The organism is Streptomyces sp. T12 (genome assembly GCF_028736035.1).
In the GTDB taxonomy this organism is placed as follows: Bacteria; Actinomycetota; Actinomycetes; order Streptomycetales; family Streptomycetaceae; genus Streptomyces.
This window is the reverse complement of the sequence record NZ_CP117866.1, coordinates 10,691,308-10,707,399: the sequence shown is the minus strand read 5'-3', so window position 1 is coordinate 10,707,399 and position 16,092 is coordinate 10,691,308. Positions and strand designations below refer to the sequence as shown.

14 protein-coding genes and 1 pseudogene are annotated in these 16,092 nt (G+C 71.8%); 6 read left to right on the top strand and 9 right to left on the bottom strand.

Annotated features, from left to right (window positions below; genetic code table 11):
* The 5 genes from PBV52_RS47940 to hypE are packed head-to-tail and all read left to right on the top strand — an operon-like array spanning position 1 to position 4,908.
* On the top strand, positions 1-762 hold the full coding sequence (locus PBV52_RS47940) for an oxidoreductase (protein WP_274248249.1): 762 nt from the start codon (positions 1-3) through the stop codon (positions 760-762).
* On the top strand, positions 759-2,144 hold the full coding sequence (locus tag PBV52_RS47935) for a Ni/Fe hydrogenase subunit alpha (RefSeq protein ID WP_274248248.1): 1,386 nt from the start codon (positions 759-761) through the stop codon (positions 2,142-2,144). The genes PBV52_RS47940 and PBV52_RS47935 overlap by 4 nt, the downstream gene beginning before the upstream one ends.
* On the top strand, positions 2,137-2,757 hold the full coding sequence (locus PBV52_RS47930; protein ID WP_274248245.1) for a CBS domain-containing protein: 621 nt from the start codon (positions 2,137-2,139) through the stop codon (positions 2,755-2,757). Before PBV52_RS47935 ends, PBV52_RS47930 begins: the two co-directional genes overlap by 8 nt.
* 16 nt (positions 2,758-2,773) lie before the next feature.
* A complete protein-coding gene (hypD, locus tag PBV52_RS47925; RefSeq protein ID WP_274248244.1) occupies positions 2,774-3,877 on the top strand; it encodes a hydrogenase formation protein HypD in 1,104 nt (367 codons plus the stop codon).
* Positions 3,874-4,908, top strand: a complete 1,035-nt coding sequence (gene hypE, locus PBV52_RS47920) for a hydrogenase expression/formation protein HypE (RefSeq protein WP_274248243.1) — start codon at positions 3,874-3,876, stop codon at positions 4,906-4,908. Before hypD ends, hypE begins: the two co-directional genes overlap by 4 nt.
* Positions 4,909-5,011: 103 nt before the next feature.
* Here the strand turns inward: hypE and PBV52_RS47915 are convergent, their stop codons facing one another.
* From PBV52_RS47915 to PBV52_RS47890, 6 genes are all read right to left on the bottom strand, one after another.
* Positions 5,012-5,182: a hypothetical protein gene (locus PBV52_RS47915; RefSeq protein ID WP_274248242.1), complete on the bottom strand. Its 171-nt coding sequence runs from the start codon at positions 5,180-5,182 to the stop codon at positions 5,012-5,014.
* Between the two features lie 73 nt (positions 5,183-5,255).
* Positions 5,256-6,269 carry a hypothetical protein gene (locus PBV52_RS47910; RefSeq protein WP_274248240.1) on the bottom strand — a complete coding sequence of 338 codons (1,014 nt, stop codon included), beginning with the start codon at positions 6,267-6,269 and terminating at the stop codon, positions 5,256-5,258.
* A 43-nt stretch (positions 6,270-6,312) separates the two neighbouring features.
* On the bottom strand, positions 6,313-6,813 hold the full coding sequence (locus PBV52_RS47905) for a flavodoxin domain-containing protein (protein ID WP_274248238.1): 501 nt from the start codon (positions 6,811-6,813) through the stop codon (positions 6,313-6,315).
* Positions 6,814-6,843: 30 nt separating this feature from the next.
* The gene (locus PBV52_RS47900) at positions 6,844-7,575 is read right to left on the bottom strand and encodes a CBS domain-containing protein (protein WP_274248236.1); all 732 of its coding nucleotides are present in this window, start codon (positions 7,573-7,575) and stop codon (positions 6,844-6,846) included.
* A 12-nt stretch (positions 7,576-7,587) separates the two neighbouring features.
* Entirely contained in the window at positions 7,588-10,281 is a 2,694-nt protein-coding gene (locus tag PBV52_RS47895; protein ID WP_274248235.1) for a GNAT family N-acetyltransferase, read from the bottom strand.
* Positions 10,282-10,470: 189 nt separating this feature from the next.
* Positions 10,471-12,852: a phosphoketolase gene (locus PBV52_RS47890; protein ID WP_274248233.1), complete on the bottom strand. Its 2,382-nt coding sequence runs from the start codon at positions 12,850-12,852 to the stop codon at positions 10,471-10,473.
* Positions 12,853-12,914: 62 nt separating this feature from the next.
* On the opposite strand from PBV52_RS47890, the pseudogene PBV52_RS47885 reads away from it, so the two are divergent.
* Positions 12,915-13,162 (top strand): annotated as a pseudogene (locus tag PBV52_RS47885) (polyphosphate kinase 2); the annotation flags it as partial.
* A gap of 34 nt (positions 13,163-13,196) precedes the next feature.
* On the opposite strand, the gene PBV52_RS47880 reads toward PBV52_RS47885, so the two are convergent.
* From PBV52_RS47880 to PBV52_RS47870, 3 genes are read right to left on the bottom strand one after another with little or no spacing between them, the layout of a single operon-like run.
* On the bottom strand, positions 13,197-14,069 hold the full coding sequence (locus PBV52_RS47880) for a universal stress protein (RefSeq protein WP_274248232.1): 873 nt from the start codon (positions 14,067-14,069) through the stop codon (positions 13,197-13,199).
* Between the two features lie 5 nt (positions 14,070-14,074).
* Positions 14,075-15,097 (bottom strand): zinc-dependent alcohol dehydrogenase, encoded by a 1,023-nt coding sequence (locus PBV52_RS47875; RefSeq protein ID WP_274248230.1) that lies wholly within the window; start codon positions 15,095-15,097, stop codon positions 14,075-14,077.
* Between the two features lie 29 nt (positions 15,098-15,126).
* On the bottom strand, positions 15,127-16,071 hold the full coding sequence (locus tag PBV52_RS47870) for a universal stress protein (protein ID WP_274248228.1): 945 nt from the start codon (positions 16,069-16,071) through the stop codon (positions 15,127-15,129).
* Positions 16,072-16,092 lie beyond the last annotated feature (21 nt).

Sequence of the window (16,092 nt, the reverse complement as noted above, 5' to 3'; positions counted from 1 at the left end):
ATGGCACCCACACTCGCCGTGTTCAAGTTGGCCTCCTGCGACGGCTGCCAGCTCACCCTGCTGGACTGCGAGGACGAACTCCTGGCACTGGCGGGCGAGGTGGAGATCGCGCACTTCCTGGAGGCGTCCAGCGCGGTGGAACCCGGACCGTACGACCTGTCCCTGGTCGAGGGCTCCGTCACCACGGCCGAGGACGCCGAGCGGGTCCGCGCGATCCGGGCGGCCTCGCGCCACCTGGTGACCATCGGGGCGTGCGCGACCGCCGGGGGCATTCAGGCGCTCAGGAACTTCGCGGACGTCGACGAGTACCGGCGTGTGGTGTACGCGCACCCCGAGTACGTCGAGACGCTGGCCACCTCCACGCCCGTGTCGGCGCATGTGGACGTCGACTTCGAGCTGCGCGGCTGTCCGATCGACAGGCGTCAGCTCATCGAGGTGATCACCGCGTTCCTCTCCGGCCGCAAGCCGGACATCCCGGACCACAGCGTGTGCTTCGAGTGCAAGCGGCGTGGCACCGTCTGCGTCACCGTCGCCCACGGCACCCCCTGCCTGGGCCCGGTCACGCACGCCGGGTGCGGGGCGCTGTGCCCGGCGTATCACCGCGGCTGCTTCGGCTGCTTCGGGCCGTCCGGGTCGGTGAACCTGCCCGCGCTGATCCCGCTGCTGCGCCGCGACGGCCTCGACGACGCCGCCGTGGAACGGTTCCTGCACACCTTCAACGCCGCCGCGTTCGAGAAGTTCGAGAAGGAGTCGGCCAAGTGACGCACCGCGGTTCCCGTCTGCTGCACGTCGGCTCGCTGTCCCGGGTCGAGGGCGAGGGCGCGCTGCGCCTGCACGTCCACGACGGCACGGTCACCGACGCACAGCTGAACATCTACGAACCTCCCCGGTTCTTCGAGGCGTTCCTGCGCGGCCGTTCGTACACAGAGCCGCCGGACATCACGGCCCGGGTGTGCGGGATCTGCCCGGTGGCCTACCAGATGAGCGCGTGCGCGGCGATCGAGGACGCGTGCGCAGTGAGCGTCGATCCGGCGATCCGTGCTCTGCGCCGGCTGCTGTACTGCGGCGAGTGGATCGAGAGCCAGGCGCTGCACATCTACCTGCTGCACGCCCCGGACTTCCTGGGCCGCGCGAGCGCGATCGAACTGGCCCGTACGCACCGGGCCGAGGTCGAGCGGGGGCTCCGGCTGAAGAAGGCGGGCAACTCGCTGATGGAGCTGCTCGGGGGGCGGGCGGTGCATCCCGTGAACGTCCGCCTCGGCGGCTTCCACCGGGTGCCGACGCGTGACGAACTCCGGCCGGTCACCGAGGAGTTGAGGCAGGCCCTCGACGACGCGTGGAACACCGTGCGCTGGGTCGCCGGCTTCGAGTTCCCCGACGCCCGGGTCGAGGCCGACCTGCTGGCACTGGCCGAGCCGGACACGTACGCCATCGAGAGCGGGACGCCTACGGTCCTGCGGGCCGATGGGACCACGGGCTCCTTCCCCGTACGAGACTTCACCGAGCACGTCGCCGAGACCCATATGCCGCACTCCACAGCGCTGCACTCCCGGCTCGACGGCCGGCTCCATCTCACCGGCTCGCTCGCCCGGTTCGCGATCAGTGGCGCTCGGCTGTCTCCGGTGGCACTGCAGGCGGCCGTGGAGGCCGGGCTCGGCGATCCGCGCGAGGGGTCCGTGTGCCGCAATCCCTTCCGGTCGATCCTGGTGCGGGCCGTGGAGACGGTGTACGCCGTCGGAGAGGCGCTGCGGATCATCGAGGCGTACGAGCCGCCCGCGCGTCCGTACACGGAGGTGCCCCCGGTCGCGGGCGTCGGGCACGGTGCCACCGAGGCGCCGCGTGGAGTGCTCTACCACCGCTACGAAATCGACGCCGACGGCATCGTCACCAGCGCGGTGCTGGTGCCGCCCACCGCGCAGAACCAGGGCGCGATCGAGGACGACCTGCGGCGGCTGGCCCAGCGGGCGATCGGCGAGGGCGACCCGGACGACGGCGAGTTGACAGCCCTGTGCGAGCGGGCGATCCGCAATCACGACCCCTGCATCTCCTGCTCCACCCACTTCCTCGACCTGACGGTCGTCCGTACTTCGGGAGACGCCTCAAGAGACACATCGGGAGACACACCGGGAGACTGCCATGCCTGAATATCCGCACACCGTGAGCGATGTGATGACACACACCGTCATCGCCGTGGGGAGGGACGCGCCCTTCAAGGAGATCGTCGAGCTGATCGACCAGTGGAAGGTCAGCGCACTGCCCGTGCTGGAGGGCGAGGGCCGGGTCATCGGTGTGGTCTCCGAGGCGGATCTGCTGCCCAAGGAGGAGTTCCGGGACACCGAAGAGGGCGATCTCTCGGAGCGGGCCAAGGCGGGCGGGGTCACGGCGGGCGAGCTGATGAGCACCCCGGCCGTGACCGTGCACGCGGACGCCATGCTCGCCGAGGCCGCCCGCATCATGGCCCGCCGGCACGTCAAGCGGCTGCCCGTCGTGGACCGTCTGGGCATGCTGCAGGGCGTGGTCAGCCGCAGTGATCTGCTCAAGGTCTTCCTCCGCTCGGACGAGGAGATCGCCGAGGAGATCCGTTACAGCGTGCTGACCCATCTCCCGGTCATCAGCACGCTGGGGGTGTCGGTCACCGAGGGCGTGGTCACGCTGAGCGGTTCGATGCCCGACCGCGGCCTCGTGCCGGTGGTGGCCCGGGCCGTGCGGGCGGTCGAGGGGGTCGTCGACGTCCATCTGGATCTGACCCACCGATGAAGGGCCGGCACGACCGATGAAGTACCTCGACGAGTACCGCGATCCCGTCCTCGCCCGGCGCCTGCTGGACGAGCTGCGGCAGACCGTCACGCACCCCTGGCGGATCATGGAGGTGTGCGGCGGTCAGACCCACACCCTCGTCCGCCAGGGCATCGACGAACTGCTGCCGGCCGGGATGCGGATGATCCACGGCCCGGGCTGCCCGGTCTGCGTCACCCCGCTGGAGACCCTGGACCGGGCCATGGCCGTCGCCGCCCGGCCCGAGGTGATCCTCACCAGCTTCGGCGACATGCTGCGCGTGCCCGGCACCGACACCGACCTGCTGTCGCTGCGGGCGCGGGGAGCGGACGTACGTGTGGTCTACGCCCCGATGGACGCCGTACGCCTGGCAGCCGAGCACCCCGAGAAGCAGGTCGTCTTCCTCGCGGTCGGCTTCGAGACGACGGCGCCCGCCAACGCGACCGCCGTGCTGCACGCGGCGCGTCTCAGGCTGACGAACTTCTCGATGCTGGTCAGCCATGTCCTCGTCCCGCCCGCGATGACCGCGCTGCTGGACGACCCGGACTGCGAGGTCCAGGCCTTCCTGGCGGCCGGGCATGTGTGCGCGGTGATGGGCTGGCGGGAGTACGAGCCGATCGCCGCCGAGTACCGGGTGCCGATCGTGGTCACCGGGTTCGAGCCGCTGGACCTGCTGGAGGGCATCCTGATGGCCGTACGGCAGCTGGAGTCGGGGCGGTTCGAGGTGGAGAACCAGTACGTACGGGCCGTGCGGCGTTCCGGCAACACCGAGGCGCAGGACGCGGTGCGTGAGGTGTTCCGGGTCACCGACCGGGCCTGGCGGGGCATCGGGGCGCTGCCCGACAGCGGGCTGGAACTGGCCGAGAAGTACCGGCGGTTCGACGCCGCCCGGCGCTTCGACGTAAGCGGGCTGTGTCCCGTCGAGGACGCCGAGTGCATCGCCGGCGCCATCCTCACCGGGGCCAAGCTGCCCACCGACTGCACCGCGTACGGCACCCGCTGCACACCCCGCCACCCCCTCGGCGCGCCCATGGTGTCGTCCGAGGGCACCTGCGCCGCCTTCCACGCGGCCGGACGCACTCCTGTGAGGAGCACGGCATGACCATCCAGTGCCCCACCCCCCACCACGACGACGAGGTCGTCCTGCTCGGCCACGGTGCCGGTGGCCGTCTCACCGCGGAACTCCTCGACCGGGTGATCCTGCCCGCCTTGGACGGCGACCCGGGCCCCATGGAGGACGCGGCCCTGCTGCCCGGATACCGGGAACTGGTGATCAGCACCGACAGTTTCGTCGTCAGCCCGCTGTTCTTCCCCGGCGGGGACATCGGGTCCCTCGCCGTCCACGGCACGGTCAACGACCTCGCCATGCGGGGCGCGTGGCCGGTCGCGCTGTCGGTCTCCCTCATCCTTGAGGAGGGGCTGGCGCTGACCGAACTCCGGGCGGTCATGGCCTCGTTGGGGAAGGCTGCTCAGGACGCGGGCGTGCCGGTGGTCACCGGGGACACCAAGGTCGTGGGGCGCGGTGCCGCCGACCGACTGTTCATCAACACCACGGGCATCGGGCAGCGGCACGGCTCGCTGCATCCGTCCGCCGCGCTGGCCCGCCCCGGCGACGCGGTTCTGCTGTCCGGGCCGATCGGGCTGCACGGCACGACTGTGCTCAGCACCCGTGAGGGCCTCGGCTTCGAGGGCGACATCGCCTCCGACACCCGGCCGCTGCATCGCCTGGTGCGCACCCTGGTCCCGCTCGGCGCCGACGTCCACGTCCTGCGCGACCCGACGCGGGGCGGCTTGGCGGCGGCACTCAACGAGATCGCCCGTGACTCGTCCGTCGCCGTGGAGATCGAGGAGAGTGCGGTGCCGGTGCCCGAGGCGGTCGCCTCGGCCTGCGATCTGCTCGGCCTCGACCCTCTGGTCGTCGCCAACGAGGGCTGTCTGGTCGCGTTCGTCGCCGCCGACGCGGCCGAGGGCACGCTGAACGCCATGCGGTCGATGGGCGAGGGTGCGGGGGCGGTAAGGATCGGGGAGGTGCTGCCGGACGGGCCGGCGGGGCGGGTGACGCTGCGTACGTTGGTCGGCGCCCGACGGATCGTGGACATGCCGCTCGGGGAACAGCTGCCGCGGATCTGCTGAGAGGCCTCCGATGACGAGGGCGACAGAGGCGGCCCGACGTCCGGGCGTCAGCCCAGCCACGCGCATGCGCCCCAGCCGGTGAGCGTCACCATGGCGCCGACGCTCACCGGCTGGCTACGGCACCCTGGAGTCCGGCCTGGTCGACGGTCGCCGACTCGGGGACGAGCTGTGCCTCGGTGTTCAGCCACACGCGGGTCCTGTCCCCGGTCTCGCTGCCCGGTTCGACGCAGGTCACGCCTGTCCGGGAGGTGCCGTCCGGCCCGGTCCAGCGCATTTCGCCCCCGCCGCCCCTTCCGGCGTTTGAGCAGCGGGGTCTGGGGCGGAGCCCCAGAAGGCCCGCGTCATGGTCACCACCGGACCGGAACGCCGTCGTGGACCAGTACCTCGGCGGGTGGGCGGCGCGGTGTGCACCATGTGCGGGCGGGACGGCCGAGGCGCAGCGCGACCTGCGGGAACCGGCCTCCGACGAGGTGCGTCCGGATCTCCGCCCGCGACTCGGGCAGTTCGAGTGGCTGAGTGTGGAAGGCCGCCATGACGTCGTGGGCGGCCGCGTGCAGGAGGACACGCTGAAGCGCCTGCCCCGAGCGGAGCCAGTCGGTGCGGCTGTCGTAAGGGGTGGACAGCACGGCGACGGTCCCGGTGCGTGAGATCCACCGGCGGCTCGGGCGGGCGCAGTACTGGGCGAAGCCGAGGTAGTCACGGCCGGCGAGCAGGGTGGCGTCCGGGTGGTGACGGCATGCCTCGACGGGCACCCCGACCCTGCCGACGGACTGGAAGATCTCGGCGGCGTGGCGCGGATCCGCGCGTTGGCGGTCCTCGGCGGCGCGCACCAGGTCGGCGAGCAGCCGGAGCTTCTCCGGTTCGTCGATGATCCGGAGGTCGGTGCCCTCGGCGCGGGCATGGTCGCGCAGTTCGTCGAGGAAGGTGTCGGGTACCGGCTCGGCGCCGAAGGGGCCACGGTGGGTGTGCCGGTGGGGCATCGCGTGGGCCAACAGGGTCTCTTCGGGCGTGGCCGGGGCATGGGCCGCGTAACCCACGTGGGCCAGGTAGCCGGGGTTCCCGGGTTCCGGCAGGAGGTCGACGGCGGGCCGGAAGCCCAGCCGGCGTACGGCGATCCGCACGTTGAACAGGGCCGCCCCGCAGGCGATGACCGCCTCCCGCCCGCCGGGGTCGGTCAGCATCATCCGCCGCCCGCCGTGCACATGCACCTCGAAGCCGTGGTCGCGGCCCTCCTCGGCGAAGAGCCACGGCTGGCTGTTGTGCGGTGAAGGCGCCAGAGAGGCGGCGCGGGCCAGGTGGAGAGCAGCCCGGCCGGCCCGCACGCGGGAGACGCGGCCCGGACTCTCGTACGACAGGGACATGGTGCACCCCTTCCGTGACCCTTCCTGACCCGCTGAGCCCTGCTCAGCCCTTGGTGACCAGTTCGTCGGCGACTGTCCGCGCCCAGTCCTCGATCTGGGCGAAGTCCCGGAAGTCGCCGCCCTTTCCGTTCTTGATGATCATCCGGGCGACCCACCCTTTGGCGCCCTCCTCCAGGCAGCCGCCGAAGGTGACGTGCCCCCTGGTGTCGAACCGGTTCATCGCGCGCTTCAGGCCGGGCACGGGCGGGATGTCCCGCTCCGACGCCGACGGGTCCAGCGGTCCGCTGCTGAACAGCCACAGCGGGCGTTCGGCCAGTTCGCGGCGGTGCCGGCGGAGGAACCGGCGGGAGTCCTTGTGCCAGCGCCCGGCGTACAGTCCGCCACCGACCACGACGGCGTCGTACGGCGACACGCGGGCAACGGCGCCGGCCGGCAGTGCCTCGGCAGTGAGGCCCTCCTTGCGCAGGACCTCTGCCACGGCCTCGGCGATCTGCGCGGTCGATCCGTTCGTCGTCCCGTAGGCGATCAGCACCTTGGTGGTCATGGTGCTCCGCCTCCTTTCACATCCATCACTTCACAGCTTGCGCAGCCAGTCGTCGGCGATGCCGTGCAGCGCCTGCTCGTCGGGCCGCAGGTGCGAGTCGTCCAGCCGGTAGGTGAGCTCGTCGACGACCGCGACCACGCCGTCGATCTGCCGGGTCATGGAGACGGCGATCTCCGTCTCGCTCTTGCGTTCCATCTGTCCGAGGAGCGTGACCACGCCCTCCGCCACCGACACGGCGATGCTGCGCGGCGGCAGCCACAGCGCCCGCACCAGTACCTCGTCGACGACCTCGGCGCGGATGTCCGCGTCCGGCCGCAGGAAGACCTGGAGCAGGTCGCGGCGGGTGATGATGCCGACGAGTCGCTGCTCCTCGTCCAGGACAGGCAGCCGTTCGATGCGGTGCTGTGCCATGGTCCGGGCGGCCTCGACGATGGTGTCGTCGGCGTGGACGGTGATCGGTGGCTCGGTCATCAACCGGCCGGCCGTGCGGGCCCGGGACTTGACCGCCCGTGTCCGGCCGGCGCGGGTCAGCCGGTCGAAGCGGAAGCGCTTCTTCGGCTCGTACGGGTCCGGTGTCTCGGCCTGCCGGACCATGAGGTCCGTCTCCGAGATGACGCCGATGACCTTCTCGTCGTCGTCGACGACCGGCAGTCCGCTGATGCGGTGGTCGCCGAGCAGCCGGGCCACTTCCTTGAACGGGGTGCCGTACTCGGCGCGGACGACCTCCGTGGTCATCACGGAGCCGACCTTGTTGTGCTTCATGGTTGTCCCTCCTCAGCGGAGTCGGCGCAGATACGGGTCCTGGGACCTGCGGGGCAGCAGGCGTACGCGCGCATCGAGCACGGTGACTCCGCCCGGTGTCGCGAGAACGGGGTTGAAGTCGGCCTCGGCGAGCTGTGGCAGATCGCTCGCCATGCGGGACAGCCGCAGCAGCAGTTGTTCGAGGCCCTGGAGGTCGACGGGCCGGGCGCCGTTCGCGCCGAGCAGGAGTGGGGCGCAGCGCGGGGCTGTGATCAGGTCGTGGACGTCGTGGTCGGTGAGCGGGGCGAGGCGTGCTGCGTGGTCGGCGAGGATCTCGGTCGCGGTGCCGCCGAGCCCGAACAGGACGAGGGGTCCGAAGACCTGGTCCTGGACGACGCCGGCGAACAGCTCGGTCCCGCGGTCGGCGAGCGGCTGGATGACCACGCCCTCCAGGAGGCCGGCGAACCGGGTCTCCAGGTCCCGGAAGGCGGCGCGGACCTGGTGGTCACCCCTCAGGTCGAGATGGACGGCGTGTTCGGCGGTCTTGTGCACCAGGCCCGGCCAGTGGCCCTTCATCACGACCCGGCCGTCGGCGCCGCGCAGCCGGTCGGCGGCGAGGACGGCGTCGTCCTCGGTGTCCGCCCAGGCCCAGGAGAGCTGGGGAATGCCGTAGCAGCCGAGGAGTTCGGCGCACTCGCGTGGGTCGAGCCAGCCGCCGTCGGGGTGCCGGTCGAGATAGGCGTCGACGACTGCGTGGGCGCGCTGCGTCTCGACTCCGTCGAGGTCGGGGACGGTTCCGGCGGGCCGGGCGAGCCAAGCGGTGCGGCGGGCCGCGTGGGCCAACGCCCTGGCCGCCGCCTGGGGTTCGGAGTAGGAGGGAACGGTGGTGTCTTCGGCCGCGGGCAACAACTCGACGGGCAGGCCCTGTTCGAGCCGTACCACGACGATCGGCTTGGCGCGTCGACCGGACGCGTCGGTGATGGCCCGGACGAGGTCGTCGCCCGTCGCCGCCGCGACCGCGGTGGGGACGAGGGCCACGAGGACGGCGTCGACAGCGCCATTGCGCATGATCCGGTCCACGCAGTCACCGAGCTGTTGCTCCGTGACGGCGGCGGTGGCGTCGACGGGGTTGCCGACGGCGGCGCCCGCGGGCAGCGCGTCGAGCAGGTCGTCGATCAGTTCGGGACCGGGCGCCGGGAGCTCCAGCCCGACCTCGGCGCAGGCGTCGGCGGCGAGGACACCCGCTCCCCCGGCGTTGGTGACGATGGCCACGCGGGGTCCCGCAGGCAGGGGCTGGGAGTGCATCAGGGCGGCGGCTTCAAGGAGTTCGCCGATCGAGCGGGTGGCCGTGATGCCTGCCTGGGTGAACAGGGCGCCACGGGTCATGGTGCGGGTCGCGGCGGCCGCGGTGTGCGAGGCGGCGGCGCGGCGGCCCGCCTCGGTCCGGCCGGCGTCGACGGTCAGGACCGGCATACGGCGGGTGACACGGCGAGCGGTGCGGGAGAAGGCGCGCGGGCTGCCGAAGGACTCCAGGTGCAGCAGGGCGAGGTCAGTGCGGCCGTCGCTCTCCCACCACTGGAGCATGTCGTTGCCGCTGACGTCGTACTTGTCGCCGAGAGAGGCGAAGGAAGAGACACCGATACCGAGCCGGGACAGCCCGTCGAGCAGGGCGATGCCGACTCCGCCGGACTGCACGGCTACGCCCGCGGTGCCGGAGCTCGGGTGGCCGGCCGCAAAGGTGGCGTCCAGGCACAGCTGGGGATCGGTGTTGGAGATGCCGAGGCAGTTGGGGCCGACGAGCCGCATGCCGTGCGAGCGGCAGGTGGTCAGCAGGGCTCGGGCCTGGTCGACGTCGAGGCCGGCGGTGACGACGAGGAGCGCCCGCACGCCCGCCTTCCCGCACTCCTCGGCGGTGCCGGGGATCGCGGCGGCGGGTAGGGCGAGGACCGCGAGGTCAGGGGTCCTGGGCAGGGCGCTGACCGAGGAGTGGCACGGCACGCCGAGGATCGAGCTCGCGGCGGGGTTCACCGCGAACAGGCGGCCGGTGTAGCCGCCCGAGTGCAACTGGTGCAGGATCGCCCGGCCCACCGAGCCCGGCTTGCGTCCGGCGCCGACGACGGCAACCGTGCGCGGACGCAGCAGCGATGCGAGGCTGGCTACGTCGGCCGCGCGGCCGCGTTCTTCCACGGCCGTCAGGTAGGTGTCGCTCTGGTCGAGGGCGATGGTGCAGCGCACCTCCGGGCCCTCGAAGTGGCGGGCGGTGCTCAGGCCGAGGTCGGCGAAGAGCTTCAGCACCTCGTGGTTCTCGCTGAGGGCGTCAGCGGTGAAGGTGGTGATGCCTTCGGCGCGGGCGGCGGAGACGAGGTGCTCGATCAGGAGAGTGCCGACACCCCGGTGGTGCAGCCCGTCGGCGACCGCGATGGAGATGTCCGCCGTGGCCCCGGTCCCGCCACTGTCGTACTCGGCGAGGCCGATCACTTGGCCTCCCGTCTCAGCCAGCAGCGCCCGGTACCCGTTGCGCGGCTCGGCGCAGGCGCGGTCGGCGGCCATCGCGGCCGAGCGGCGGCTTGCGGCGAAGAACCTGAGGCGCAGGTTCTCCGGGGACATCTCCTCGTAGAGCCCCACCAGCTGATCGCGGTCGCCCGGTGCCACAGGGCGGATGCACACGGTGGTGCCGTCCGCGAGCAGGGCGTGAACCGTGGGCCTGCTGAGCGCGTCGTCCGACATCGCGGAAACTCCTTCGGGTGTTCTGGTTCACTTCGAGCGTCCAGCGGAACGGACGGCCGCCATAGGGGCTGACCGGGCGGTCCAGGTGGGCCGGTCGGCCCTCATGGGAAGGCCGGGGATCGGGCGGTCCGGCCCACCCGTCGGCGCAGGGGCATCAGCCATGCTGGGCCCGCCGGGACCAGGGCCCGGTCAGGCGGTCCAGGCCCACTCCGCGATCTCGGGCAGGTCGGTGCCGTGCTCGCGGATCCAGGCGTGGTGGCGGGTGCGGGCGTCGGCCATCGACTGCCGTACGGCGGCAGCTCGGACGGCGAGGCCGGGGACGCGGTCGATGACGTCCATGACCAGGCGGTAGCGGTCCAGGTCGTTGCGGACGACCATGTCGAACGGCGTGGTCGTGGTGCCGGACTCCTTGTAACCGCGCACGTGCAGGTTCGGGTGGCCGGTGCGGCGGTAGGCGAGCCGGTGGATCAGCCACGGGTAGCCGTGGTACGCGAAGATCACCGGCTTGTCCTTCGTGAACAGGCCATCGTATTCGAAGTCGCTCATGCCATGCGGATGCTCTTCGCGCGGCATCAGTCGCGTCATGTCGACGACGTTCACCACCCGGACCGCCAGCTCCGGCAGGTGGCGGCGCAGCAGCAGGGCGGCGGCCAGCACCTCCTGGGTGGGCACGTCACCCGCGCAGGCGAGGACGACGTCCGGTTCGCCGCCGTTCTCCGTGCCGGCCCAGTCCCAGATACCGGCTCCGCGCGCGCAGTGGGCGCGGGCGGCCTCCATGGACAGCCAGTCGAAGCAGGGCTGCTTGCCGGCCACGATCACGTTGACGTAGTCACGGCTGCGCAGGGCGTGGTCGGCGACGGAGAGGAGCGTGTTGGCGTCCGGCGGCAGATACACCCGTACGACGTCCGGGCTCTTGTTGAGGACGTGGTCGACGAAGCCGGGGTCCTGGTGGGAGAAGCCGTTGTGGTCCTGGCGCCACACGTGCGAGGTCAGCAGGTAGTTGAGGGAGGCGATGGGGGCGCGCCACGGCAGCTCCCTGGAGGTCTTCAGCCACTTGATGTGCTGGTTGACCATCGAGTCGACGATGTGCACGAACGCCTCGTAGCAGGAGAACAGCCCGTGCCGGCCGGTGAGGAGATAGCCCTCCAGCCAGCCCTGGCAGGTGTGTTCGGAGAGGATCTCCAGCACCCTGCCGTGCCGGTCCAGATGCTCGTCGACCGGAAGGGTCTGCGCCTGCCATGCCTTGCCGCTGGCGTCGAAAACGGCCTGGAGCCGGTTGGAGGCGGTCTCGTCCGGGCCGACGACGCGGAAGTCCCGGCGGGCGCCGGTGTCCTTCATGACCTGCGCCAGAAGGTCCCCAAGGATCCGGGTCGGCTCGTGCAGGGACGTGCCGGGCTTGTCGACCGGCACCGCGAAGCGGTCGAGGGACGGCAGCGGCAGCTCGCGCACGAGCAGGCCTCCGTTGGCGTGCGGGGTGGCGCCGAGCCTCCTCGCGCTCTCGGGGACGCAGGCCAGGACATCGGCGACAGGTCGGCCGTCCGCGTCGAACAGCTCCTCGGGACGGTACGAGCGCAGCCAGGCCTCCAACTGCCGCAGGTGCTCCGGGTTTTCACGAACACCGGCGAGCGGGACCTGGTGGGCGCGCCAGGTGCCCTCGACGGGCACGCCGTCCACCTCGGCGGGGCCGGTCCAGCCCTTGGGGGTACGCAGGACGATCACGGGCCAGTGCGCGCGCTCCCCGATGCCCTCCTCACGGGCGGTGCGCTGGAGCAGCGCGATCCGGTCGAGCGCGTCGTCCAGGGCCCGGGCCATGGCACGGTGAACGGTGGCCGGGTCGTCGCCTGTGACATGGAGGGGTTCGTGGCCGTAGCCGCGCAACAGGGCGTCGAGTTCGTGCTCGGGCAGGCGGGCCAGCACGGTCGGGTTGGCGATCTTGTAGCCGTTGAGGTGCAGGATCGGCAGCACGGCGCCGTCGTGAACCGGGTCGAGGAACTTGTTGGAGTGCCAGGAGGCGGCCAGCGGCCCCGTCTCCGCCTCACCGTCGCCGATCACGCAGGCGACCAGAAGGTTCGGGTTGTCGAAGGCGGCGCCGTAGGCGTGCGACAGCGCATACCCGAGCTCACCGCCCTCGTGGATCGACCCCGGCGTCTCCAGCGCCACATGGCTCGGCACACCGCCGGGGAAGGAGAACTGCCGGAACAGCCGCCCCATGCCGGCCGCGTCCCTGCCGACGTCCGGGTACGTCTCGCTGTACGACCCCTCCAGCCAGGAGTTGGCGACCACGGACGGGCCGCCGTGACCAGGACCCCACACGCACAGCGCGTCCAGCCCACGCGCCTTGATCACGCGGTTGAGGTGGGTGTACACGAGGTTCAGGCCGGGCGAAGTGCCCCAGTGGCCGAGCAGCCGCGGCTTGATGTGCTCCGCCCTCAACGGCTCCCGCAACAGCGGGTTGGCCAGCAGATAGATCTGTCCGGCGGCCAGATAATTGGCGGCCCGCCAGTGGGCGTCCAGGGTGCGCAGCTCGTCGTCGGTCAGAAGGGTGCTGTCCTGGTGCTCGAGCTCGGGCATCGGTGACTCCGAAAGTCGTCGAGTGCGTCGCCGACGGGGGTCGACGGGCGGTGGGAGGCCCCATGGCCGGCAGGAAGGCCGAGGGGCCGCGGCGCAAGACGTACGAGAACGAACTGCTCTGCCTGCAGACGGAGTTGGCGTAACCGCAGGAGTGGGGGCGCGCGGAGGGCGCTCCGCGCCTCTTCTTCATCTTCGAGGGGCGGGACGCGGAGGGCAAAGGCGGCATCATCAAACGGGTCACCGAACACCTCAACCCTCCGGTGCCACGTGTCGCGGCCTGCCGAAGCCGACCGGGCGCAATCGCACCCGGACCACGCGGCGACTCTCCGAGCCGGGCACGGCGCTCACGTCGGCTGCGGTACGACGGCGACCGGGCAGGCGGAGTGGTGCAGTGCCGCGTGGGCGACGCGGCCGAGCTGGAGCCCGAGGTGTCCGGTGCGGCGCTTGGCGCCGACGATCAGGAGGTCGGCGCCGATCGAGGCGTCCACCAGCACGCGGCGGGCGTGGCCCTCGACAGTACGGCGGTGCAGCTCCACGTCCGCCGGGGCGTCGTGCAGTGCCGCCGAAAGGGTCTCCTCGGCGTGCTGCTCGTGCAGCCGGGCGGGTGCGTCGGCCAGCAGCGGGTGGTCGGTCGTCTCGTGCGCGGGGCACCGCCAGGCCCGTACCGCTTCCAGGGGGACCTGGCGGCGCCGCGCCTCCTCGTAGGCGAAGCGCACGGCCGCCGAGTCCTCGGCCTCCTCGCCGACGCCCATGACGACGCGTCCGTGGACCGGGGGCGTGGCCTGGTTGTTGTGGCAGCCGCGCAGAACGATCACCGGGCAGTGGGCGTGCGCGGCGACCGACAGGCTGACGGAGCCGAGCAATGCCGATACGAGACCACTGCGGCCGCGGTTGCCGACGACCAGCACAGAGGCGTTCCGGCTCTCCCGTACCAGGGCGTACTCGGGCTCTTCGAACACCACATCGGCCGTCACCTTCAGATCGGGGTGCCGGGATTGAGCCCGTCGGGTGGCGGCGCCGGTGATCTCCTGGGGCAGCGCCTGCGCGGAGGGCTTGCCGAGGTCCTTGGCCAGCGCGGCACCCTCATAGCGCTCCCAGAGGGAGGCGTACAGCACCCATAGCGGCACGCCTCGCAGCGCGGCCTCGTCGGCCGCCCAGTCGACGGCCCGCAGGCTGGGCTCGGAGCCGTCCACCCCGACGACGATCGGCAGGTCCATCGCCCTCACCGCCCCGCACCGAGGTCGAAGACGATCCGTGCCTTGACCTGGCCGCGCAGCACGTCGTCGATGGACTCGTTGACGGAGGCCAGCGGGCGGGTCTCGCAGATGACTCGGGTGCGGCCGGCCGCATGCAGCTGGAAGACCTCGGCGAGGTCCTGCCGGGTGCCGACGATCGAGCCGATCACGCTCGTCCCGTTCAGGACCGTGTCGAAGATCGGGACCTGGACGGTGCCGTGGGCGGGCAGAGCGACCATGACGAGCTTGCCGCCGCGCCGCAGCCCGGCGTTGACCGCTGCGAAGGCGTCCTCGTTCACCGCGAGGGCGATGGCCGCGTGGGCGCCGCCGTACCGCTTGAGCACCTCGCCGACGTCGTGCTTGCGGGCGTCGATGGTGAGGTCGGCTCCGAGCTCGGCGGCGAGTTCGAGCTTGTCGTCGGTGACGTCGATGGCGGCGACGGTGGCTCCTGCGATCTTCGCGTACTGCACGGCCAGGTGACCGAGCCCGCCGATCCCGGAGATCGCGACGAGCTGCGTGGGCCGCACGTCGGCGACCTTGAGCGCCTTGTACGTGGTCACACCGGCGCAGGTCAGCGGGGCGGCATCGACGGCGGTGACGCCCTCTGGCACCAGCTGCGCGAAGTCGGCCCAGGCCAGCATCTTCTCGGCGTAGCCGCCGTCGCAGCCGTAACCGGTATTGATCTGCTGCTCGCACAGCGTCTCCCAGCCGGACAGACAGTGCTCGCACCGCCCGCACGCCTTCCCCAGCCACGGCACGGCGACCCGCTGGCCGACGCTCAGGTGAGTGACGCCGTCACCGAGCTTCTCGACGAGGCCGACGCCCTCGTGTCCGGGCACGAACGGCGGGTTGGGCCTGACGGGCCAGTCGCCGTGGGCGGCGTGGATGTCGGTGTGGCACAGCCCGGAGGCCTCGACCCGGATGCGGACCTGGCCGGGGCCGGGCTCGGGATCGGGGCGGTCCTCGATGACCAAGGGCTCACCGAAGGCTCGTACGACCGCTGCCTTCATGGGGGCAACTCCTCACACGGGGATTGGGGTCAGTCGTGGGCAACGACCGCGACGGGGGCCGTGGCATGGTGCAGGACGGCGTGGGCAACGGGACCGATGTGGGCGCCGAACGGGCTGCGGCGGACGCGACGGCCGACGACGACCAGGGAGGCCTCGCGGGAGGCGTCCACCAACCGGATGCCGGGGCTGCCGGACGGGGTCTCCTCGGTGACCTCGACGCTTGGGTACTTCTGGCGCCAGGGTCGCAGGGCTTCCGCCAGGACGGCGGACTGCTGCCGAGCGATCTCGTCGTGCAGCTGTGCGTCGGCAGAGAGTCCGTAGACGTAGTACGGGGGCAGGTTCCAGCCGTGGATCACCCGCAGGCCTGTCTTGCGGCGGGCGGCCTCCTCGAAGGCGAACTCGATCACCGAGTCGGCGGGGCTCGCCGCGTCGAGGCCGAGGAGAACGGGGCGGTACGGCGTGGCGGCCGACGGGATGCCCACCGGGTCCGGCTCGTGCTCGTCGGCGGCCTGTTCACCGGCGCGGACGAGGACGACGGGCCGCTCGGCGTGCGCCACGACGGAGAGGCCGACCGAGCCGACCATGAAGCCGCCGAACCCGCTGAGTCCGCGGGAGCCGAGGACCAGCAGTTCCGCGTCCGCGGCTGCCTTGACCAGGGTGTCGGCCGATCCTCCCGTCAGGTGCTCGGTGGTCACCTCGACGCCGGGGTGACGCAGCCTGATCCCCTCGGCTGCCTCGCGCGGCACCCTCCCCCAGCCTTCGGCCGGGGGTACCCCCATCTCGCTTCGCTCGCTCCAGTGCTGCTGGGTCTCGGCGCCGAGCAGCGGGGCCTGGGCCATGGGTCCCGGAACGGGCTCCCAGACATGGACGATCTTCAACGGCAGGCCGCGCAGTTTCGCCTCGCGGGCCGCCCACTCGGCCGCGGCCCGGCTTTCGGACGAGCCGTCGAATCCTGCGACAACAGTGCGGACCATGGTTCTGCCTCCTGATCGGGG